Annotated in this window: 17 protein-coding genes; 10 read left to right on the forward strand and 7 right to left on the reverse strand. The window is 34.3% G+C overall.

The genetic code is table 11. The annotated features are described in order from the left end of the window. Nucleotides 1-1,138: immunoglobulin-like domain-containing protein (locus QMA06_RS09600; RefSeq protein WP_290206634.1), on the reverse strand; the 1,138-nt coding region annotated here is incomplete at its 3' end. A gap of 1,121 nt (nt 1,139-2,259) precedes the next feature. After that, the gene (locus QMA06_RS09605; protein WP_290206635.1) at nt 2,260-3,444 is read right to left on the reverse strand and encodes a hypothetical protein; all 1,185 of its coding nucleotides are present in this window, start codon (nt 3,442-3,444) and stop codon (nt 2,260-2,262) included. 250 nt (nt 3,445-3,694) lie between these two features. Between QMA06_RS09605 and QMA06_RS09610 the strand changes: the two genes are divergently transcribed. Beyond that, entirely contained in the window at nt 3,695-5,377 is a 1,683-nt protein-coding gene (locus QMA06_RS09610) for an RluA family pseudouridine synthase (protein WP_290206636.1), read from the forward strand. A 308-nt stretch (nt 5,378-5,685) separates the two neighbouring features. Here the strand turns inward: QMA06_RS09610 and fahA are convergent, their stop codons facing one another. Further along, complete coding sequence (gene fahA / locus QMA06_RS09615; protein ID WP_290206954.1) at nt 5,686-6,978, reverse strand: fumarylacetoacetase; 1,293 nt, start codon at nt 6,976-6,978, stop codon at nt 5,686-5,688. A gap of 110 nt (nt 6,979-7,088) precedes the next feature. Between fahA and QMA06_RS09620 the strand changes: the two genes are divergently transcribed. From QMA06_RS09620 to QMA06_RS09650, 7 genes are all read left to right on the forward strand, one after another. Then, nucleotides 7,089-8,363, forward strand: coding sequence for a serine hydroxymethyltransferase (locus QMA06_RS09620; RefSeq protein ID WP_290206637.1), 1,275 nt, complete (start codon nt 7,089-7,091; stop codon nt 8,361-8,363). A gap of 201 nt (nt 8,364-8,564) precedes the next feature. Continuing rightward, nucleotides 8,565-9,305 carry a 5-oxoprolinase subunit PxpA gene (pxpA, locus tag QMA06_RS09625; RefSeq protein WP_290206638.1) on the forward strand — a complete coding sequence of 247 codons (741 nt, stop codon included), beginning with the start codon at nt 8,565-8,567 and terminating at the stop codon, nt 9,303-9,305. Between the two features lie 6 nt (nt 9,306-9,311). Beyond that, nucleotides 9,312-10,043: a 5-oxoprolinase subunit PxpB gene (gene pxpB, locus QMA06_RS09630; RefSeq protein WP_290206639.1), complete on the forward strand. Its 732-nt coding sequence runs from the start codon at nt 9,312-9,314 to the stop codon at nt 10,041-10,043. Further along, nucleotides 10,036-10,884, forward strand: coding sequence for a 5-oxoprolinase subunit C family protein (locus tag QMA06_RS09635; protein WP_290206640.1), 849 nt, complete (start codon nt 10,036-10,038; stop codon nt 10,882-10,884). The genes pxpB and QMA06_RS09635 overlap by 8 nt, the downstream gene beginning before the upstream one ends. A gap of 276 nt (nt 10,885-11,160) precedes the next feature. Next, nucleotides 11,161-11,670 carry a hypothetical protein gene (locus QMA06_RS09640; RefSeq protein ID WP_290206641.1) on the forward strand — a complete coding sequence of 170 codons (510 nt, stop codon included), beginning with the start codon at nt 11,161-11,163 and terminating at the stop codon, nt 11,668-11,670. Nucleotides 11,671-11,676: 6 nt separating this feature from the next. Next, nucleotides 11,677-12,381 (forward strand): hypothetical protein, encoded by a 705-nt coding sequence (locus tag QMA06_RS09645; protein WP_290206642.1) that lies wholly within the window; start codon nt 11,677-11,679, stop codon nt 12,379-12,381. Beyond that, nucleotides 12,360-13,163, forward strand: a complete 804-nt coding sequence (locus QMA06_RS09650; protein WP_290206643.1) for a sensor histidine kinase — start codon at nt 12,360-12,362, stop codon at nt 13,161-13,163. The genes QMA06_RS09645 and QMA06_RS09650 overlap by 22 nt, the downstream gene beginning before the upstream one ends. Here QMA06_RS09650 and QMA06_RS09655 read toward each other — a convergent pair. The 4 genes from QMA06_RS09655 to QMA06_RS09670 all read right to left on the reverse strand — a co-directional run bounded on the left by QMA06_RS09655 (nt 13,160) and on the right by QMA06_RS09670 (nt 17,108). Continuing rightward, entirely contained in the window at nt 13,160-13,870 is a 711-nt protein-coding gene (locus QMA06_RS09655) for an RluA family pseudouridine synthase (RefSeq protein ID WP_290206644.1), read from the reverse strand. The genes QMA06_RS09650 and QMA06_RS09655 overlap by 4 nt on opposite strands. A gap of 30 nt (nt 13,871-13,900) precedes the next feature. Next, nucleotides 13,901-14,719: a 3-methyl-2-oxobutanoate hydroxymethyltransferase gene (panB, locus tag QMA06_RS09660; protein ID WP_290206645.1), complete on the reverse strand. Its 819-nt coding sequence runs from the start codon at nt 14,717-14,719 to the stop codon at nt 13,901-13,903. A gap of 340 nt (nt 14,720-15,059) precedes the next feature. Further along, nucleotides 15,060-16,484, reverse strand: a complete 1,425-nt coding sequence (locus QMA06_RS09665) for an L-serine ammonia-lyase (RefSeq protein WP_290206646.1) — start codon at nt 16,482-16,484, stop codon at nt 15,060-15,062. 120 nt (nt 16,485-16,604) lie between these two features. Next, nucleotides 16,605-17,108, reverse strand: coding sequence for a dihydrolipoamide dehydrogenase (locus QMA06_RS09670; RefSeq protein ID WP_290206647.1), 504 nt, complete (start codon nt 17,106-17,108; stop codon nt 16,605-16,607). Nucleotides 17,109-17,279: 171 nt separating this feature from the next. Here QMA06_RS09670 and dnaK point away from each other — a divergent pair, with 171 nt between their 5' ends. Further along, a complete protein-coding gene (gene dnaK, locus QMA06_RS09675) occupies nt 17,280-19,202 on the forward strand; it encodes a molecular chaperone DnaK (protein ID WP_290206648.1) in 1,923 nt (640 codons plus the stop codon). Nucleotides 19,203-19,571: 369 nt separating this feature from the next. Further along, nucleotides 19,572-21,107: a histidine ammonia-lyase gene (gene hutH, locus QMA06_RS09680; RefSeq protein WP_290206649.1), complete on the forward strand. Its 1,536-nt coding sequence runs from the start codon at nt 19,572-19,574 to the stop codon at nt 21,105-21,107. Nucleotides 21,108-21,109 lie beyond the last annotated feature (2 nt).

A 21,109-nucleotide genomic window follows, 5' to 3' on the forward strand; every position in this document is an offset into this window, starting at 1 on the left:
ATGTTACAGTATATATTCCTGGGGTGTTAGCATCAACCGTGTCGCCACCAACTGTTACAGCACCAACAGAACAGTTATCAGTAGCATTAGCACCAAGTTCAGTATAAGTATCAGAACAAGCTTCAAGAGTGATGGTAGCAGCACCATTAAGATTGATTACAGGTTTGGTAGTGTCATTAACCGTAACCACACGAGTTACTTCATCAGCAGCTACACCGTTTGTATCAGTTACATTATATGTTACAGTATATATTCCTGGGGTGTTAGCATCAACCGTGTCGCCACCAACTGTTAAAGCACCAACAGAACAGTTATCAGTGGCATTAGCACCAAGTTCAGTATATGTACCAGAACAAGCTTCAAGCGTGATGGTAGCAGCACCAATAAGATTTATTACAGGTTTGGTAGTGTCGCTAACGGTAATTATACGAGTTACTTCATCAGCTGCTACACCGTTTGTATCAGTTGCATTATATGTTACAGTATATATTCCTGGGGTGTTAGCATCAACCGTGTCGCCACCAACTGTTACCGTTCCAACAGTACAGTTGTCAGTAGTATTAGCACCAAGTTCAGTATACGCATCAGTACAAGCTTCAAGCGTGATGGTAGCAGCACCAATAAGAGTAATAATTGGCGGCTCATTATCGGTAACCGTTACGGTAAAAGTACAAGTATCTCCATCTGGATCAGTGCCATTATTGGCTGTTTCAACATAAGTTACAGTGGTTTCACCAATAGGGAATGTACTTCCAGAGCCCAATGTACTTGTTAGTACCATTGAATAATTAGGGATATCAGTGGTTGGCAGTGCAGCAAATGTCACCACAGCATCACATCTACCAGAATCTACATTAACAGATATATCATTAGGACATGCTGAGATTGTTGCTGACAAGGAAGTATTATCATTAACTCTACTAACTTCAGGAAGAATTGAAATATAATTTGCTATTGTATTATAACTATAAATGGCAAAATAGTTAGAGTTTTCTGAGTTGGTGGAATCAGAATAAATATGTTCTAAATCATCATCTATAGAGACATAATTTTCGATTACTGAAGCATGTCCAGAATTTCCTGAAAGAAAAATGAGGGTAATAAAAAAAGTAAAAAACTTTGAGTAATGATTTATCATATCAAAAATAATTTAGCGATTAAATAAATAAACAGCATTTAAAAGACTAATGTTTAATTAGTTGGTTCAATTTTATTATGTGTAACTATAATTAATTTGCTTAGAGGGAAGGGCAAATATAAATTTTAATATTCTATATGCAAACTAAATCATCGATAAGATGTATTTAAAATCCGATTAAATGTATATTTTTTTAACATTACATAGAAAAGACTGATGTTGTTTATTTATTGAATTATACGATTCTATTGATGTTTGCAATTCTAAATCCTGTTTAGATTAGATGCCGTCTAAATTTCGTTTCAATTTAATTTGTAATAGAACAAATAATACCATTAATAAACTAATAGTACTTCAGAAATAATAATTCAAAGATTAATTACTGTATAACTCGGTTTTGAGATTACAGCGTTAACGCTTTGTTTTCCATATTATGATTTAAAAGAACTATCAATAAAATTTAATAAACAAATATATATTTTAAATCGATTATTTTAACAAAAATCCGTTAACTAGCAAAAAATAACTATGAATGAAATCCTTATTATTTAGTGAGTTACACGTATTTCTCAAGATATGTTAAGTTATTATTTACACTGAATTTAACATAATTAAAAATTTTAAGAGTAAATATTATAAAAATATAAACTCTTAAGGGAAAGTGATTATGAGTATTTTTCTGTTTTAATTAGAATTCAGAATTAAAAATATATAATTTCACGATAGGTTTAGGGAAACTTACTTTTTAAATATTAGAAAATTGCAATTGGTTCTCTAACGAATGCTCTGGGTTCGGCAAATAAAGAGCTTAGAACCGCGTAGAACCTGAAAATTTTTGAGATACGCAAAAAAAAAGCAAGTGGTGTTTCTTATTAAAAGGAGATATATGAGCGATGAATCAATGATGTTTAAATGTTGGGTTTGGGAGCATAGGTTAAATAATTGGATTTTTGAAATGACTAGTAGTTACTAATTGAAATAAATGATAAGATATGTCTAGAATTACGCGTTAAATAATCGTTGCTCAAAAATTGCAGTCAACATTGGTTCAGCCTAAGATATAATATAAATTAAACCCACTATAGATAGAACATTTATAGTGGGTTTAATTGGTAATACATCTAACTTCGTTTAATTCTATAATGCATTATAATATCCTTAAGTTTCAACTTTAAATCTTCACCAGTATCGAAAACCATTTGTGCATCACTAGGAAAATTACGTTGTCTTTGGTTCAAAAGGTGAATATCATCTTTAGCTAAAGCTCTTTTATCGCCTTTATAGGTTCCGAAAACATTTTCAAACACAAAGCTACTTTCAATAGAAAACGTATCAATAATTTCATTTTGTTTTATATCTGTATAGACAACATTTGCAATAACTTGAGCTGATTTCGTTTGTATCGCTTCAATAAATCTTGCCTTAACATTTACAATCTTATCGATTTTTATATCATTGCCAAGACTATCTTTTCTCACATTGCCGTTTCGATCTAGTAAGTATTCCCAGCCATCAACGAGTTCTCTTTGTCTTAAAACTTGACGCTCATTTATGCGTTCTGGCGAAATATTAATTTGCCTTAATTGCAATTGCATTGCAAGATCATAATCGATAGTTGGGTTTGCATTCGCGTGATAGGTGGTCCAAAACTGATTTAAACCATAAGTATTAAAATCTACTAGGTCGGTTTCCAACTGTTGAGGAATTATTTGCTGAGTTCTATTTTGAATAGACACACGCACGTAATCCATTCCTTTTTCATGAGCTTCTGTTATTAACGCTCTATTTTCTTCAAAATTCGGATTAATTTGTTCTATATAGTTAAAAATGCCATGTGCGGTTCTTGCCTTAAATTTATCTCCAGAATCCAATAATGTAATGCCTTGTCCTATTAAATAATCTGACGTTTTATATCTATAATCTACAATCTCAGAACTATAATCGTTAAATTTCAAATTCAAAGTTTTGCCATTTATTCGCAACGGCATAACACGCTTAATTGCATTTTGCCTATCTTTCAAATCTATATAAATGTTATAGATGGTTTTGAATTGTTCAGGGTTGCCATCCTTCTTAAGATGATTAATATGGTTTAGATCTTCCTCCAAAACTTTGTAGTACGCATCTTCAAGCATTACTATATAATCTTGCTTGCGATTTTTATCTTTATTATTTTCAAGTTTATTTAAGGCTTCAGCAATAGCGTCGTCATAATTTCCGTTGCTAATGGAACTCTCAATTTGTTTTTTCGCACTACAAGATAGAAGTACGGAAACAAAAACTGTTAATAGTAAAAATCGTTTCATAATCGTGGGTTTTATTGGTTACATTTTAGTGTTTCCAAATATGATGCCAAATTATAAATTGAAGATCATCACATATGAGGTTGGTGGTAGACTATTTGATAAGGAGTAGCTTTTTTTTTTTCCATAAAATTTTTAATTCATAAAGGTGAAAAAGACGGCCTAATGCGAAATGAAATATTCCACGTTTTTATGCCGTTCCATGATACAAACACTAAAGAAATTCGTTTCTTTGCAATATAGTAAAAGGCTTATGTTTAATACGGAAGATGGTTGTTTTCATCCTATAGAATATCCTTCGGAACAGCTTCCGAAACAATTTACCTTTCCATTTTATTATCAGCCACATTCGCTTTGTGTGCTTGCCGCAGATGAAGTGAAAACGTACTTGGCCACTCAGCAAGATTTTGAACATAATTTCGGATTAGATAGTAAGGATATAGGTTTGAAAATTGGAAAAATGTTTGGTATTATGGTTGTTGAAAATTCGGTAGGACAGCTAGGGTACATTGCGGCATATTCTGGCAAATTAGCTGAAAGTAATTATTTAAAGGGATTTGTACCACCAATTTATGATACGTTAAATAAGGAAGGGTTTTATAAACAAAATGAAGGACGTTTAAATCGCTTGACTGCTCAGATAGATCAATTAGAACAAAATCCGGAAATAGAAATTGTTAAAGCTCGATTAAAAGAAGCACAATTTCAAAGTGCACAACGTCTGAGCGATTTTAAGATTAAGGCAAAATCCAAAAAGAATAAAAGAAAACAACAAAGATTAGAAGCAGAGCAAAATTTACCGCTAGCTGAAAGGGAAGTCTTTTTTGAAATTTTAAAGCAACGAAGTATTCAAAGTAATATTGATTTAAAATATCTAAAGTTGCATTGTGAAGCGGACATTGAAAAAAACAACAAAAAATTAGCGGAACTACTTCAACCTATTGAAAGTTTAAAAGTTCAAAGAAAAACCCTGTCAGCCGAATTGCAACAGCGCATTCATAAGAGCTATCGATTTTTAAATGCTAAAGGGGAGACAAAAGATCTATTAGATATTTTTAAGCGCACCGATATAGGAACACCACCTGCAGCTGCTGGTGAATGTGCTGCTCCTAAACTATTTCAGTATGCTTATGAAAATGATTTAAAACCTATTGCCATGGCAGAATTTTATTGGGGAATTTCTCCAACAAAAGAAGTTAGGGTCCATGGGCAATTCTATCCGTCTTGTCGGGGCCGTTGCGAGCCTATTTTGGGTCACATGATGCAGGGTTTGGATGTGGAACCAAATCCGATTGAATCTGCCGGAATATTTAAAGGCGAATTAGAGATTATTTATGAAGATGATTTTTTACTAATTCTCAATAAGCCACACGAGTTTCTTTCAGTGCCTGGAAAAACAATTAAAGATTCCGTATTAACCAGAATGCAAACTTATTTACCAAATGCCACAGGACCATTGTTGTTGCATCGCTTAGATATGTCAACTTCGGGATTATTATTAGTGGCAAAAAATGAAAGAACACACAAAAAACTTCAGAAACAATTTATAAATCGCACTATTAAAAAGCGTTATGTTGCATTGTTAGATGGTGTTATAGAAATAAAAGAAGGTCTCGTGAATTTACCACTTAGAGTAGATTTAAACAATAGACCCAGACAATTGGTATGTAACGAGCATGGCAAATCGGCAATAACAAAATACCAAGTTATTGATGTGAAAAATAACCAAACAAGAATTTATTTTTATCCCATATCTGGGAGAACGCATCAATTGCGAGTTCATGCGGCACATCACAAAGGTTTGAATTTACCCATTGTTGGCGATGATTTATACGGAACTGTTTCCAATCGGTTACATCTTCATGCAGAAATGTTAAGTTTTGAACATCCCGTAACGCGTGAGTGTGTTAGTTTTAGTTGTGAAGCTGATTTTTAATTAGAGTCTTCAATCCTTAGCTTTCAGTCAAAAAGTGTAAAGATTAACTATGCAATTTCATTTTTCCTTTTATCTCTCTAATCTCTTTTAGGTTATAGGGTTATTTAGAGAATAGCTCAGGCTCGTCTGTGAATCTGTTGTGACTTCTTTGTGGTAATTTTTGTTTAGTTTTTAAGCTTAGTCTTCAAATAAAAAAAAGAAGATTAAAGTTATTAAACTCCAATCTTCTTTCAATATTTGTTCGCTTAAAGCTTGTTGTTTTTTACTTACTGCATACTGCATACTGCATACTGCATACTGCTTGCCACTTACTTCTTTTTCTTAGGATTAAAAACAGGAAGCAATTGCGTTTTAACTTGTCCAAATCCAATTCTGATATCATCATTTTCACAATAACCTCTCATGATCACCGTATCGTTATCATTAATAAATTTACGCTCTGTCCCATCTTTCAGCTTCACTGGTTTAGTGCCTTTCCAACTTAATTCTAACATAGAACCATAAGAATCTGGTGTTGGACCAGAAATGGTGCCACTGCCCATCATGTCTCCTGAATTTACTGGGCAGCCATTAACAGTGTGGTGCGCTAATTGCTGTGCCATGTTCCAGTACATGTATTTAAAATTCGATTTTGCAACCGTTGTCTCTTTTCCGCCTTTAGGTTGTATGCCGACCTCTAAGTTAATATCAAAACTCTTTTTACCTTTAGTTTGAAGATATTCCAAAGGCTTAGGGTTCTGCTTTGGGCTTTCGGTTCTAAAAGGTTCTAGGGCATCTAACGTAACAATCCATGGGGACATTGACGATGCAAAACTTTTTCCTAAAAACGGGCCTAGCGGTACATATTCCCATTTTTGAATATCGCGTGCCGACCAATCATTAAATAATACCAAACCGAAGATATATTCTTCAGCTTCTTCAATAGGAATTGGTTCACCTAAATCGTTAGCGTCAGTGGTAATAAAAGCCATTTCTAGTTCAAAATCGACCAATTTACTCGGTCCAAAAACCGGTTGATTAGAATCGGCAGGAATAGTTTGTCCTTGTGGGCGATGTATTGGAATTCCCGATGGAATTATAGAGGAACTACGGCCATGATAACCAACAGGCATGTGTACCCAATTTGGTAATAATGCGTTGTCTGGATCTCTAAACATAGTACCAACATTTGTGGCATGTTCTTTACTGGCGTAAAAATCCGTGTAATCCCCAACTTGAATTGGTAATTGCATTTCTATCTCATCTAAACGAAACAAAATGGTTTCCTTGTGCGGATTATTATTTTTTAAAGTGTCATTTTCAGCATCAAAAATTTCAGCAATTCTATTTCTTACTAAACGCCAAGTTTTTCTGCCGTCTGCGATAAAATCATTCAAAGTGTCTTGAAGAAAAATATCGTCCGTTAACGGGATGCCTTCAAAGTAGCCTAATTGGTGTAAAGCACCAAGATCAATAGCAGTATCTCCAATTCGAGTACCTATAGTAATAATATCGTCTCTAGTTAAGAAAACACCGAATGGGATATTCTGTATTGGGAAATCTGAGTTTTTACCGACATGTAACCATGACGTTCTATCTGGGTTATTGGCTGATAATGGCATATTGCTATTGTTGATTAAATGTTGATTAATTATAGTCAAACCTACATAAATTTTGATATTTAAACTAATGAATTGATTATTTTTGTATCGATTTAACAAACTCATTATATATGCAACGCGACGAACAAATTTTTGAACTCATTCAAGCCGAAAAAGAACGCCAAACGGAAGGTATAGAATTAATTGCTTCAGAGAACTTTGTAAGTGACCAAGTGATGGAAGCTGCAGGTTCTGTATTAACAAACAAATATGCTGAAGGTTACCCTGGTAAACGCTATTATGGCGGATGCGAGGTGGTAGATGAAGTAGAACAACTGGCTATTGAAAGAGCAAAAACCTTATTTGGTGCAGCTTATGCTAATGTGCAACCACACTCAGGTAGTCAGGCTAATACGGCAGTCTATCATGCATGCTTAAAACCTGGTGATACTATTCTAGGTTTCGATTTGTCTCACGGAGGTCATTTAACGCATGGTTCTCATGTTAATTTTTCTGGTAAATTATACCGACCGACATTTTATGGTGTTAAAAAAGATACTGGCATTATTGATTACGATATGTTAGCCGATCAGGCCAAAAAAGAACAACCAAAATTAATTATAGCAGGAGCTTCGGCATATTCGCGTGATATTGATTTTGCTAAATTTAGAGAAGTTGCAGATAGTGTAGATGCTATTTTATTGGCAGATATTTCACACCCCGCTGGTTTAATTGCGAAAGGTATTTTAAATGATCCTATGCCGCATTGCCATATTGTAACTACTACAACGCATAAAACGTTAAGAGGGCCACGAGGGGGAATGATAATGATGGGTGAAAATATCGATAATCCATTCGGAATTACCTTAAAGAACGGTAAGCTACGTAAAATGTCTGGTTTATTAGATTCTGGTGTGTTTCCAGGAAATCAAGGGGGGCCATTAGAGCATATTATTGCTGCCAAAGCCATAGCTTTTGGTGAAGCCTTAACGGATGACTTTATGCACTATATGTTGCAGGTAAAACATAATGCAGACGCTATCGCAAAAGCTTTTGTTGCTAAAGATTATAATTTAATTTCAGGAGGAACAGATAACCATATGATGTTAATAGACCTGAGAAATAAAAATATTACAGGTAAGGATGCTGAAAATGCGCTTGTAAAAGCAGATATTACTGTAAATAAAAATATGGTACCATTTGATACGGAATCGCCATTTGTAACCTCAGGAATTAGAGTTGGTACGTCGGCGATAACTACGAGAGGGTTAAAGGAAACGGATATGACTTATGTGGTGGAACTTATCGACGAAGTTTTATCTAATCACAACAATGAAACTGTTTTAGAGGGTGTTGCCGAAAAAGTGAATACCTTAATGGGGGGACGACCGTTATTTAATGCGTAATAGTTTATAAGATCTCAATACTTTTACAGCCACGCTTAGGTGTTTGCGTAGGAGCGTTGAGATCTTTTTTGTAGGATTGAATTCCTGAATTTATAAAGAAATTGTTTATTTTAGAATGGCTGAAATCAATTGCGTTTTGTTTTTAAAAAGACCAACAAAGCGTAATCAATAGTGCTAATAGATGCCATAATAAACGTAAACATGAAAAACTTCGGGATTGATATAAATGCAGATGTTGGGGAAGGAGTAGGGAATGAATCCGAACTTATGCCGTATATATCCTCTTGCAATATAGCTTGTGGTGGTCATGCTGGGGATACGTCAACTATGACCGAAGTTGTAAAATTAGCAAAACAGCACCATATAAAAATTGGGGCACATCCTTCATTTCCCGATACATTGAACTTCGGCCGAGTAAATGTAAACATGTCGAGTAGGGATTTATACAATAGCTTAAAGCAACAAATAAATGCTTTACTAACCGTGCTTCACACCGAAAAGGCAGATTTACATCATCTTAAACCTCATGGAGCATTATACAACTTAGCTGCTAAAGACAAAAAAACAGCGAAAGTTGTTATCGATGTTATCAAAGGTATAAAAATGCCAATAGAGCTTTATGTGCCGTTTAATTCTGTGATTGCAGAATTGGCTAAGCTCGAAAATATTCCAATGACTTTTGAAGCTTTTGCAGACCGAAATTATAACGACGATTTATCGCTTGTATCTCGGCAAAATGAAAACGCTATTTTACATGAAAAAGAAGCGATTTTAAAACATGTTTTAAACATCATAAAGCACCAAAAAGTAACTTCAATAAATGGGGTGGAGCTGACCTTAAAAGCGTCGACCATCTGTGTGCATGGTGATACCAAAAATGCTCTTGAAATTATAAAATATCTAAGCGATAATTTAAAAGCAAAAGGCATTCAAATTCATTAAGAAACCATGAATTTTAAACTTAAATTTTCGCAATACAATGAACGTGCTATTTTAGTAGAATGGCCAGCGATTATTGATGAGAATGTGCTGCACGATGTATTGGGATTTAAAAATAGAATTGAAAATGATGCTGTTAAAGAAGTTGTTGAGGTGGTGTCTTCATATAGCTCATTGTTAGTTTTTTATGTGTCAACTATAGGTAACGTCAATGATGTGTTTTTAAGACTTAAGCATCTGTATGAAGTTCAAGATAGTGTTAAATATCTAGATACGCAAACCTTCAATATTCCTGTGTGTTATGAAGGGGAATTTGCTGTGGATTTAGAAAATTATTCCAAGGAAATAAATCAATCCAAAAACGAAATTATTAGGTTACATTCTGCAACTTCTTACACCGTTTATTTCATTGGGTTTTTACCTGGTTTTTTATATTTGGGAAACCTTGATCCGAGCTTATATTTAGACCGAAAAACTACTCCCAATCTCAATGTAAAAAAAGGGTCAGTTGCCATTGGTGGAAAACAGACCGGAATCTATCCACAAGATAGTCCTGGGGGTTGGCACATTATCGGTAATTCTCCGTTAGAATTATTCGATCCAAAACAAAATCCACCATGCTTTATTAAAGCTGGAGATAAAATTAAATTTGATCCAATTTCAACAACTGAGCATCAAAAAATACGAGAAGAGATAAGGTCTTCAAATTTTAATTTTGAAACACGCCTCGTTGATGATTAAAGTTTTAAAAGCAGGATTTTATTCCACCATACAAGATCTAGGTCGTTTTGGTCAACGTGCTTATGGCGTTCCAGTTTCTGGAGCCATGGATGCATATTCAAATGAATTTGCCAATGAATTATTAGGAAATGATAAAACAAATGCCGTTTTAGAAATGACCATGAGCGGAGCTGAGTTGCAATTTTTAATTCCTACTACAATTGCCGTTACTGGTGCAAATATGAATCCGAAATTAAACACTAAACCCATTCCTATGTTTAAGTCGGTTATTTTAAGGTCTAATGATATCTTGTCTTTCGGAAATTTAGAATCTGGTTTTAGAACATACCTTAGTGTAAAAAGTGGTTTTTTAACAGAAACAATATTAGGGAGTCGAAGTATGACAAACAATATTACGGAAACCGCACGAATCCAAAAAGACGATATTCTTCAAATTTCGAATGCTTCAGACGCGGTACGACCTAAACATGCAAAGTTAAAATTTAATGCCTCTTATTTTGAAGATTATGTTTTGGAAGTTACAAAAGGACCGGAATTCTGTAAACTGTCATATGCTCAGCAAGAATCACTCTTGAATCAAGAATACAAAGTATCTAAATTCAATAATCGGATGGCATATCAGCTTCTACCTTTGTTTCATAATGACTTAGACTCTATATTAACGGCTCCAGTCTTGCCGGGAACGGTTCAGCTCACTCCATCTGGACAACTCATTGTGCTAATGCGCGACTGTCAAACTACAGGAGGATATCCAAGAATTCTTCAATTAACGGAACAATCTATAAATACGTTGAGTCAAAAATTTACAGAAAATTCGCTAAAATTTCGCTTAAAAAATTGATGCGATCGAAAACGATTTACTAAGAGAATTTTTAATATTAGGTTTTTTCTAAATTGAGACCTAATATAATTGTAAATAATTTTAAGGATAGTAAAATTTTAAATTGATATTGTAACTAATTGTTTATTAGCTTTTTGTAATCTGGTGGTGTTTTTTTTCGGTTGCTATCGGAATAACAGCGAAGCCGTAATATATCTATAATTAAACTATAATAATTTTATATGTTAAATAAAATCAATAATTTACAGATCTACTAGTAAAAACCAACCTATAATTATGAAAAACTTTGGATTATTTGTTTTGGGAATCATGCTTGGAGCATTAGCGATGTATTTTTATTTTAACCAAAACCAAGATATGATAACAGAACCAAAAAAACCTTCTGGATTAATTACACCAGAGGAAATTAGAACTCTAGATCAAGCCTATAACGAGCGTTATAAAATTATCAATGATTCTTTATTTAAAAATTCTAAAGCTGAAGACAACCGATCGTCTTGGTATAAATTAGATGAAATTGAAAATTATTTGGCTTATGCAAAACATCAAGCTAAAGAAAAAGGCTATACTTTAAATGGCTTGCGTTTGTATTTAGGGGCTTATCCGGATACCAATGAAGGAAAGGGGTTGACCACCTTATTTTTTGTACCAACGGGTTATGAGAACAAATCTGATGGAAACTTCTTGTCACTAGCTGGTGATGACGATGGTGATGATATACCAGGAGGTGGAGGTTTGAATATAGGGGGGACAGGACATCCTCCAAGTGCAAATTATCCTCAATAATATGGTATGGGAGAGTTTTTAAAGCAGAACTATTTTTTGTTAACTTATTCCGTCGAATTTTTAGCAGCGGTTATTGGCTTATTTTCTTTGAAAAAATATAGTCATACTGCTGCTAAATTTTTGATTTATTTTTTGGTGTATGCACTTATTATTGACTTATTACATGGATACCCTCAATACTTAAGGAATATTAATAATTATAATTTAATAGAAGGAACTTTATTTGAAAAAAACTATTGGTTGTCTAATATTTTTTGGTTCGGTGGTTTGGTGTGTTTTTTGTTTTTTATAAATTATAAAATTATCAATAACACTCAATTGAAAACCGCTTTGAAATATAGTTTTATTGTTTATTTATTATTGTTCGTTCTGTATGCAATTTTTAATTTTAGTTTGTTATTTTTAACACTAAATTCATTTGTAGCTATATTAAGTTTGTGGATGGTATTTGTTTGTTCTTCAGTGTTTTATGTTCAATTTTTACAAAGCGATTTAATACTAGCATTTCATAAATCGCTATATTTTTTTATTAATTCATGTTTTTTATTATGGAATATTATAATGATTCCTCTAGTTTTCTATGAAATCTATTTCTCTACAGCTGATTGGAATTTTGTAATACTTAAATGGCAAATCTATTTAACAGTGAATATCATTTTTTATCTAACCCTTTCTTTAGCCTTAATATTTTGCAAACCAGAGATAAAATAGTCACTTCAGATGCCGAAAGATATCTTTTGGTATACATGATTGGTGTATTAGTTATTGTTAGTACCTTAATCATTGTTTTCTTCATTGTCTTCCAAAAACGTAAAAACCAATTATTAAGAGATAAAATTAAACAGCAACAAAAATTCGATGAAGAGCTGTTAAAGACCCAGCAAGAAATCCAAGAAGAAACCTTAAAGCACGTTGGGCGGGAATTGCATGATAATGTAGGGCAGATGTTGGTATTGGCCACCATGCAAATGAAAGCTGCTGCTAACATCGTAAAAGATGAAGCAAAATCTAAGGTGGATAATGCAGCTAGTGCTTTAAAAGAATCCTTGGAAGAAGTCAGAGCCTTATCAAAATCTTTAAATAGTGATGTGATTTTTAATTTGGGTTTTGATGCTACGGTAAAAAATGAAGTTGCTCGTTTAAATAAAACAGGACTTATAGCATCTAGTTTAGTGATTTCAGGAGAAAAGATCAATTTTGAAAATAAAAAAGATGAAATTATTTTGTTTCGGATTTTACAAGAATTTTTTTCGAATACCTTAAAATATGCCGAAGCAGAGCATTTAAAAGTGACATTAGATTACAAAGCACAATTCTTGAATATCAAGGTTGAAGATGACGGCGTAGGTTGTGACCTAAATACTGCAGAAAAAGGTTCAGGTTTAATAAATATGGAAAAAAGAGCTGAGTTGTTGCATGCTAAATTTCAATTGGATTCTCAGCCAGAAAACGGTACAATACTCATTTTACAATATCCTTATAGAACAGTTTAAACATTACAGGCGTTCCAAAGTGGATCATTTGGTAAAGGTGCTGCAATAATCACTTCTTCCTTTTTAACAGGATGTATAAAACGTAATGTTCTGGCATGTAAACTGATGCTTGCATCTTTATTGCTGCGGTCAAATCCGTATTTTAAATCGCCTTTTATAGGGCAGCCAATGGAGGCTAACTGCACTCTGATTTGGTGGTGTCTTCCAGTTTCCAAATCAACTTCAAGTAAGTAGAAATTATCGAGCTCTTGAATGATTTTATAATGGAGAATTGCTTTTTTGCTGTCACCAACTTCTTTAGTATATGCTGTAGATTTGTTGTTTTTGGGATTCTTTTTTAACCAATGAATTAAGGTGTCTTCATTTTTCGGTGGTAGATTTTTCACCAAAGCCCAATAGGTTTTTTTAGCGGATTTCTCTGCAAATAGTTTATTGAGTCGAGGTAGGGCTTTGCTCGTTTTAGAAAAAAGAACAATACCTGTTGTTGGTCTGTCCAGACGATGCACTACACCCAGGTACACATTGCCTTCCTTATTGTATTTCTCTTTTAAATAAGATTTAACGACTTCGCTTAGTGGTTTGTCTCCCGTTTTATCACCCTGAACTATATCTCCTGCACGTTTATTAACCACAATGATGTGATTGTCTTCATGAAGAACCTGAAGATTATTTTTATTGGAAAGGATTTTGTTAGAATTACGAGCCACAAATACTAGAATAATTAATTTTTTCTACTGCTAATACTGTTCTTCATCATTAGGAAAATCTTCAGACTTTACATCAGCACCATATTGTCTAAAAGCTTTAGTCATATCTTCGTATAAGTTCATATAGCGACGTAAGAATCGCGGATTAAATTCATGTGTCATTCCAACCATGTCGTGCGTTACTAAAACCTGACCGTCGACACCATTACCGGCACCAATACCAATCACAGGGATAGAAACACTTTCGGCAACTTCTCTGGCTAAAGCTGCTGGTATTTTTTCAACGACAATCGCAAAACATCCCGCTTTTTCTAGCATTAAGGCATCTAATTTTAGTTGATCCGCTTCTTGTTCTTCTTTGGCCCTCACGGTGTAAGTTCCGAATTTATAAATCGATTGAGGTGTCAAGCCTAAATGTCCCATTACAGGGATTCCAGCATTCAAAATGCGTTTTATTGAATCTTTTACTTCTTTTCCGCCTTCCATTTTAACCGCATGACCTCCAGACTCTTTCATAATTCTAATTGCAGAACGCAAAGCTTCCTTAGGATCACTTTGGTAACTTCCAAATGGTAAATCAACCACAACGAGAGACCGTTCAATTGCTCTAACTACAGAAGAAGCATGATAAATCATTTGATCTAAAGTAATTGGCAATGTTGTTTCATGTCCGGCCATAACGTTACTCGCAGAATCACCAACTAAAATCACATCGATACCAGCTCCATCCACTATTTTAGCCATCGTATAATCATAAGCAGTAAGCATCGATATTTTTTCGCCTTTAGACTTCATATCGACTAAAGTCTTTACCGTGATTCTTTTGTATTCTTTTTTTGCTATTGACATGATATTTTTATTAGTTGAATGTAAAAATAAAGAGATTTGTTAGACTTTTCTTTAATTGATGATACAAATAATGTTGAATTCATCATTTAATGTTGAATTCATCATTTCAATCAAAAATTTGAAACTTGATTGAACTATCGCATTTTTAGGTTTAAACTAAAATATATGCCTTGCGCTTAAGCAGAGCGCAATTAGTTCAATCTATATTTTTAATGTGATAATATTGATAAATTAGTGTTTCATCTTGTGGATTCGCCTAAATTTTATTGGTATGTCGACAAGAAGTCGCTGTTATATTAATTATAGGATACGGTGTAGCTCAATATTTACGGAATAAGGATTAACAATCTGACATATTCACTCCAACTGCCAAACCACCTTCCGAAGTTTCCTTATACTTGGTGTTCATGTCCTTTGCAGTTTCCCACATTGTATTGACCACCTTATCTAAAGGAACTTTTACATTTTTAGGATCTGTATCCAATGCTAATTCCGCGGCATTTATGGCCTTTATTGCACCCATAGAATTTCGTTCAATACAAGGAATTTGTACCAAACCACCAATAGGATCGCAGGTTAGCCCCAAATGATGTTCCATGGCAATTTCTGCGGCTACTAAAACTTGTTCGGGTGTTCCTCCTAGCAATTCGCACAAGGCACCAGCAGCCATGGCAGATGACACTCCAATTTCGGCTTGGCAACCGCCCATCGCAGCAGAAATAGTCGCTCCCTTTTTAAAGATACTACCGATTTCGCCAGCCACTAATAGGAATTTTTTGATGTGTTTAAAATCGGCATCATGGTTTTCTATAACCAAATAATACATTAATACAGAGGGAATGACTCCAGCACTACCATTTGTAGGGGCAGTAACAACACGACCTAATGACGCATTAACCTCATTTACCGCTAATGCAAAACAACTGACCCATTTTAAAATCTGTCTGAATTTTACTTCCGTTTTTCGAATTGATTCAAGCCATTCTTGCGGATTTTCATATTTGCGCTCTCCAATGAGATTTTTGTGAATATCAAAAGCACGACGACGCACATTTAGTCCTCCCGGTAAATTGCCTTCGGTATGGCAACCAACGTACATGCATTCTAACATGGTATTCCAAATACGTTTTAACTCAAAATCAATTGAAGTTTCTTCTCTAATCGATTTCTCATTCTCTAACACCACGCCAGAAATAGGTAATTGTAATTGTTCACAGAATTTTAGTAACTCTGTACCATAAGAAACAGGATATGGAAATGTACAATAGAAAATTATTTTGTTGGCTTTCGAAATTTTGCGTTCTTCTTGTACTACAAATCCTCCGCCAATAGAATAATAGGTAGATTTGTAATTTCTACCATTAATAAGCGCCGTGAAAACCATTCCGTTAGAATGAAATGGTAAAAATTTTCGATTAAACACAATATTCGACTTAAAATCGAAAGGCAATTCTCTTTCGTTATTAAACATTAAGACATTTTTGGTCTTAACGTCATTTATTATGGTGTCTATGTTTTCGATGGGCATGCGCTCTGGATCTGCTCCTGTAAGCCCTAAAATTACGGCAAAATCCGTGGCATGTCCTTTTCCAGTTAAAGATAATGACCCGTAAAGATCGACCGTAATACTTTCAACTTTATTAAAACGTTTTTTGTCTTTTAATTCTTTAATCCAACGCTCCGCTGCTCGCCAAGGTCCAAGCGTATGAGAACTAGAAGGGCCAACGCCTATTTTAAGCATGTCGAAAACTGAAATACACTCCATTTACGAAATCGTTTTAATTGTATTGCAAATATAAATGTTGTTTAAAGAAAGCATCTGTTTTTAGAAATAAAAAAAGCCTGAAATTAATTTCAGACTTTGAATTGCATTTATAATTTTATTTTAATCTATTTTTTGAACGTGCTCCATGACATCATTATAATTATTAACGTCTAAATTACTACTGTCTATAAAATCAACTGGTAATACAACTATTCTAAATGTTTGACTTATTCTTTCTTCATCCAACAATAAATTAAAATCAAAATCTGGATGAGATTCAATAAAAACGGTTACTAAATCAAAATTGTGCTCATAGTTGTATTGAAATTCTTCACCAGAATTAATATAAACGGTTTCAGGAAGTGATTTCCATACATCATAATCATCGATTGTTCCTCTAAGATGATAAACTAAAACCATATCAGATTCTAACAATTCAATATTTTGAGGAATCTCTAGCGTTTGCTCATAATTATTTGTAGATGTAAAATCAATAGTTTTTTCAAAAGATTGTCCTACCATGTTAACACCATTGGCTCCTGGAGGACCTGGAGGTCCCGGGTCGCCTTCACAAGCTGTTAATAGTAAGGCGAATACTGTAATAAATGATAAAATACGTTTCATAATTTTTTTGTTTTCTATTAATATATCAAATCTAATACCAAAGTAACCGATACGAAAAATAATTTTAATAAAACAAATCTGACATCATGTCACATTTTTTGTCATGGCATAATCATTGACTTATGGTTACCGAGTTTAAAAATTATTATAAAACAAAAACACACATATATTATGAGTAAGATTATTGGAATTGATTTAGGTACAACTAACTCTTGCGTTGCCGTAATGGAAGGTAATGAGCCGGTTGTAATCCCAAACGCTGAAGGTAAGAGAACAACTCCTTCGGTTATCGCTTTCGTTGAAGGTGGTGAAATTAAAGTTGGTGATCCAGCAAAAAGACAAGCAGTAACTAATCCAACAAAAACGGTTTATTCGATTAAACGTTTTATGGGAAATAAATATTCTGAGTCTAAAAAAGAAGCAGAGCGTGTACCATATAAAGTTGTAAAAGGTGATAATGATACACCAAGAGTAGATGTTGATGGACGTATGTACACTGCACAAGAATTATCGGCAATGGTGCTTCAAAAAATGAAGAAAACTGCTGAAGATTATTTAGGAGCAGATGTAAGTAGAGCGGTAATTACAGTACCAGCTTATTTTAACGATGCACAACGTCAAGCAACTAAAGAAGCTGGTGAAATTGCAGGTTTAAAAGTAGAACGTATTATAAACGAACCTACGGCTGCAGCATTAGCTTACGGAATGGACAAAAAAGGGACTGACCAAAAAATCGTAGTATTCGATTTTGGTGGAGGTACACATGATGTTTCTATTCTTGAATTAGGTGATGGTGTATTTGAAGTATTATCTACGGATGGTGATACGCATTTAGGAGGTGATGATGTTGATCAAAGAATTATCGATTGGTTAGCAGAAGAGTTTAAAGCAGATGAAAATATGGACTTGCGTGAAGACCCAATGGCTTTACAACGTCTTAAGGAAGCGGCTGAAAAAGCGAAGATTGAATTATCGTCTTCTGCACAAACAGAAATCAACTTACCATATGTTACGGCTACAGCGAGTGGACCAAAGCACTTGGTACGTACGTTAACACGTTCTAAATTTGAGCAGTTAATTGACGATTTAATTAAGAGAACAATAGAGCCTTGTCAAACTGCTTTAAAAGCAGCAGGTTTATCAAAATCTGATATTGATGAAGTTATTTTGGTTGGTGGTTCTACAAGAATACCAGCAGTACAAGAAGCTGTTGAAAAGTTTTTCGGAAAAGCGCCAAGTAAAGGTGTAAACCCTGATGAAGTTGTAGCTTTAGGAGCAGCGATCCAAGGTGGTGTTTTAACTGGTGATGTGAAAGATGTTCTTTTATTAGATGTTACTCCATTATCTCTTGGTATTGAAACTATGGGTAACGTTATGACGAAGTTAATTGAGGCAAATACTACGATTCCTACGAAGAAATCACAAGTATTCTCAACAGCTGCAGATAATCAGCCATCGGTAGAGATTCACGTATTACAAGGTGAGCGTCCAATGGCAGCAGATAATAAAACGATTGGTCGTTTCCACTTAGATGGTATACCACCAGCAAGAAGAGGTACACCTCAGATTGAAGTAACGTTTGATATTGATGCCAATGGTATCATTAAAGTATCTGCTACAGATAAAGCGACGAATAAAACTCAAGATATCAGAATTGAAGCATCATCTGGATTAACAGAAGATGAAATTGCAAAAATGAAGCAAGAAGCTGAAGCTAATGCAGAATCTGATGCAAAAGCAAAAGAAACTGCTGATAAATTGAATAGTGCTGATGCTATGATTTTCCAAACGGAGAGTCAATTGAAAGAGTTTGGTGATAAATTATCTGATGATAAGAAAAAGCCAATCGAAGATGCACTTGAAGAATTGAAGAAAGCTTATGAAACGAAGGATATCGCAGTTATCGATCCAGCTTTAGAGAAAATCAACGAAGCATGGAAAGTAGCCAGTGAAGAAATGTACAAAGCGCAAGCAGAAGCTCAGGGCGGAGCACCAGAAGGTGGACCAACCGATGCAGGGGCAGGTGCTAAAGGACAGGCTGCTGGTGATGAAAGCAGTGATGTTGAAGATGTAGATTTTGAAGAAGTGAAGTAAGCAGAGAACCAGCTTTTGCTTTTCGCAAAAGCTGTGTGAATCGCTTATTCCGAATTAACTTCGGAATCTCTAGAATCACATAAAATTTGAAGTTAGAAACATGAAAATGTGGACGGCTGAATAAATAAGATAAAACGCAATCATTAAGTTGATTGCGTTTTTCAGTTTATAAATTGTTCTTCATAATGAATCCAAACTTTTTAAAAAACATTATTTTTCCATAAACCCATAAACCCATAAACCCATAAACCCATAAACCCATAAACCCATAAACCCATAAACCCATAAACCCATAAACCCAACAAACTATTAACAAATCATGGTAGAGTAAAAAAATATCCTCAATTTTGAATTCTAAAATTCTTCCTCATGGATAACTATCATATCATTTCTTCTGAAGCCTTGGATATTGTTACGATTTACAATATTTTTTATGAAAATAAAAAACTAAAACTATCAGAAGCTTCCATAAGTAATATTCAGAAATGTAAAGCATATTTAGAACATAAATTGGCTAAAGAAAAAAAACCGATGTATGGCATAAATACTGGATTTGGCTCTTTGTATAATGTGAAAATTTCTGATACTGACCTTAGTCAGCTTCAAGAAAACTTAGTAATGTCTCATGCTTGTGGAACGGGCGAACGAGTACCTGAATCTATTGTGAAGGTAATGTTACTCTTAAAAATTCAATCTTTGAGTTATGGCCATAGTGGTGTTCAGTTAGAAACTGTAAATCGATTAATTGATTTTTTCAACAATGATATTTTTCCGTTTGTATTTACGCAAGGATCTTTGGGCGCTTCTGGAGATTTAGCGCCGTTAGCACATTTAGCTTTGCCTTTATTGGGGAAAGGAAAAGTGGTTCATAATAATGAAGAATACGAAGCCGAATCAATTTTAAACGAATTTAATTGGAAACCCGTAAAATTAGAAGCCAAAGAAGGTTTAGCTTTGTTAAATGGAACACAGTTTATGAGTGCTTACGGCGTTTATTTATTGTTGATGTCGCATAAAACCTCTTATCTAGCAGATATCATTGCCAGTATTTCCCTCGATGCTTTTGATGGTCGCTTAGATCCATTTCATGATTTGGTACATGCTGTAAGACCACATCCAGGTCAGCGCAAAGTAGCCAGACGTTTTAACGAATTTTTGAAAGGTAGTGAATTGATTGCTCGCGAAAAAGAACATGTGCAAGATCCGTATTCGTTTCGTTGTATTCCACAAGTTCATGGTGCAACAAAAGATACGTTGGATTTTGTAGAAAAAGTGATTTTAACGGAAATCAATTCGGTGACGGATAATCCTAATATTTTCCATGAGGAGGATTTAATTATTTCAGGTGGAAATTTTCATGGGCAACCACTTGCATTGGCTTTAGATTATTTAAAAATTGCCATGGCAGAAATTGGAAATATCTCTGAACGTCGCGTATTTCAGTTAGTCTCAGGTTTAAGAGGATTACCAGCCTTTTTAGTGGATAACCCTGGGTTGAATTCAGGTTTTATGATTCCACAATACACCGCCGCTAGTATCGTTAGTGCTAATAAGCAAATGGCCACTCCTGCAAGTGTAGATAGCATTGTTTCGAGTAACGGCCAAGAAGATCATGTAAGTATGGGGGCGAATGCTGCTACACAAGCTTTTACGTTGGTTAAAAACGTAGATCGTGTCATCGCCATTGAATTGATGAATGCGGCGCAAGCGCTAGAATTTAGAAGACCTTTAAAAACCTCTCCGTTGTTAGAGTCTTTTTTAGAACAATACAGAAAAGTGGTGCCTTTTATAAAGGCAGATGAAGTTTTGCACGATTCTATCGAAGCATCTATTCAGTTTTTGAAAAATGTGGATATTGAAATAGAAGAGTTGTTTTTAAATTCTTATGATTTAAAATCAGAGTAACA

The sequence above is a fragment of the Winogradskyella bathintestinalis genome, from assembly GCF_030407435.1.
In the GTDB taxonomy this organism is placed as follows: domain Bacteria; phylum Bacteroidota; class Bacteroidia; order Flavobacteriales; family Flavobacteriaceae; genus Winogradskyella; species Winogradskyella bathintestinalis.

Excerpts from the sequence above, each read along its gene's own strand:
- QMA06_RS09605 (WP_290206635.1), bottom strand. The coding sequence starts at position 3,444 with ATGAAACGATTTTTACTATTAACAGTTTTTGTTTCCGTACTTCTATCT.
- QMA06_RS09610 (WP_290206636.1), top strand. The coding sequence starts at position 3,695 with ATGTTTAATACGGAAGATGGTTGTTTTCATCCTATAGAATATCCTTCG.
- fahA (WP_290206954.1), bottom strand. The coding sequence starts at position 6,978 with ATGCCATTATCAGCCAATAACCCAGATAGAACGTCATGGTTACATGTC.
- QMA06_RS09620 (WP_290206637.1), top strand. The coding sequence starts at position 7,089 with ATGCAACGCGACGAACAAATTTTTGAACTCATTCAAGCCGAAAAAGAA.
- pxpA (WP_290206638.1), top strand. The coding sequence starts at position 8,565 with ATGAAAAACTTCGGGATTGATATAAATGCAGATGTTGGGGAAGGAGTA.
- pxpB (WP_290206639.1), top strand. The coding sequence starts at position 9,312 with ATGAATTTTAAACTTAAATTTTCGCAATACAATGAACGTGCTATTTTA.
- QMA06_RS09635 (WP_290206640.1), top strand. The coding sequence starts at position 10,036 with ATGATTAAAGTTTTAAAAGCAGGATTTTATTCCACCATACAAGATCTA.
- QMA06_RS09640 (WP_290206641.1), top strand. The coding sequence starts at position 11,161 with ATGAAAAACTTTGGATTATTTGTTTTGGGAATCATGCTTGGAGCATTA.
- QMA06_RS09645 (WP_290206642.1), top strand. The coding sequence starts at position 11,677 with ATGGGAGAGTTTTTAAAGCAGAACTATTTTTTGTTAACTTATTCCGTC.
- panB (WP_290206645.1), bottom strand. The coding sequence starts at position 14,719 with ATGTCAATAGCAAAAAAAGAATACAAAAGAATCACGGTAAAGACTTTA.
- QMA06_RS09665 (WP_290206646.1), bottom strand. The coding sequence starts at position 16,484 with ATGGAGTGTATTTCAGTTTTCGACATGCTTAAAATAGGCGTTGGCCCT.
- QMA06_RS09670 (WP_290206647.1), bottom strand. The coding sequence starts at position 17,108 with ATGAAACGTATTTTATCATTTATTACAGTATTCGCCTTACTATTAACA.
- dnaK (WP_290206648.1), top strand. The coding sequence starts at position 17,280 with ATGAGTAAGATTATTGGAATTGATTTAGGTACAACTAACTCTTGCGTT.
- hutH (WP_290206649.1), top strand. The coding sequence starts at position 19,572 with ATGGATAACTATCATATCATTTCTTCTGAAGCCTTGGATATTGTTACG.